We start from the raw sequence: 945 nt of genomic DNA, 5'->3' as shown, positions 1-945 counted from the left end.
GCACACGCCCCTTGCACTCTGAGGGTAACTCCGGCTGGCAACCGTCTGATGTCTGGCGGGATATACGTGTGGATGATTTCTGTGGGTGATGCTAGCGCGATCAAAAAAGGGAACTGCCTTACTATGGAAGTTAAGAACTGAATGTATATTTAAACTTATACTCGCTTTCTTACTCGACTTGTGCAGGCAATCACTTAAAGGTGTAGCAATGCTCACCTGCTTTGAAAAATTATAGATTGTAGATGCTATTTGGCACTTAGTTTCATACTGAACTGATGTTTCTACTATCTAAGGAGTTATTTTCTAAATCGATATTTGCTCTATAGTAATGGCATCATTGAAATATATGCAAGCCTCGTCTCGTTATGAGAACGAGGTTTTACTTTTGCGGTAGTCCAACAAAGGAAAGCATGGAGGAAAATAATATTTTTACTAGTTCTAATTATTTGTAATGTTCAAGCAATCATTAACTATTAACTGTAACATTTCTCAATAGTATAAGTAATATTCAACATAGATAAAAATGAGTGTAAAGAAGATTGTCAATCGCATCGGAGAAAGCTTTTGGCAAATCCCATTATTGAGCCGTAAAATTGAACTTGCTTATCAAGCATCTGTAAAAAAGCATCTTGATAAACTACCTTTGCTTTCAACTCCTGATTTAGTTTTACTTGAGACTTTGAGAAGTGAAGGGATTGTTGTAACTTCATTATCAGCGCTTTCAATTCCCCTGACTCTACAAATGTTACAAGTTGCAAAAAGTTTGATAGCAGAAATTCCCCATAGCATTTCTGGAAATAAAAACGAATTCGTAATTCATGCTACCTCTAAGCAAATCATCGAACATCCAGAAATTTTTTACTGGGGATTACAACAACGTTTACTTGATATTATTGAAAATTACTTATGTCTGCCAGTCGCTTATCATCATCCTTCTTTTCGTAG

General features: G+C 36.0%; 1 pseudogene. It reads left to right on the top strand.

Annotation, left to right across the window (positions count from 1 at the left end):
• Positions 1–523 precede the first annotated feature (523 nt).
• Positions 524–945, top strand: a pseudogene (locus tag HCR01_RS38010) (2OG-Fe(II) oxygenase); the annotation flags it as partial.

This window comes from Nostoc sp. MG11, from assembly GCF_014904695.1.
Classification (GTDB): domain Bacteria; phylum Cyanobacteriota; class Cyanobacteriia; order Cyanobacteriales; family Nostocaceae; genus Komarekiella.
This window is presented reverse-complemented; position numbering and strand designations above follow the sequence as displayed.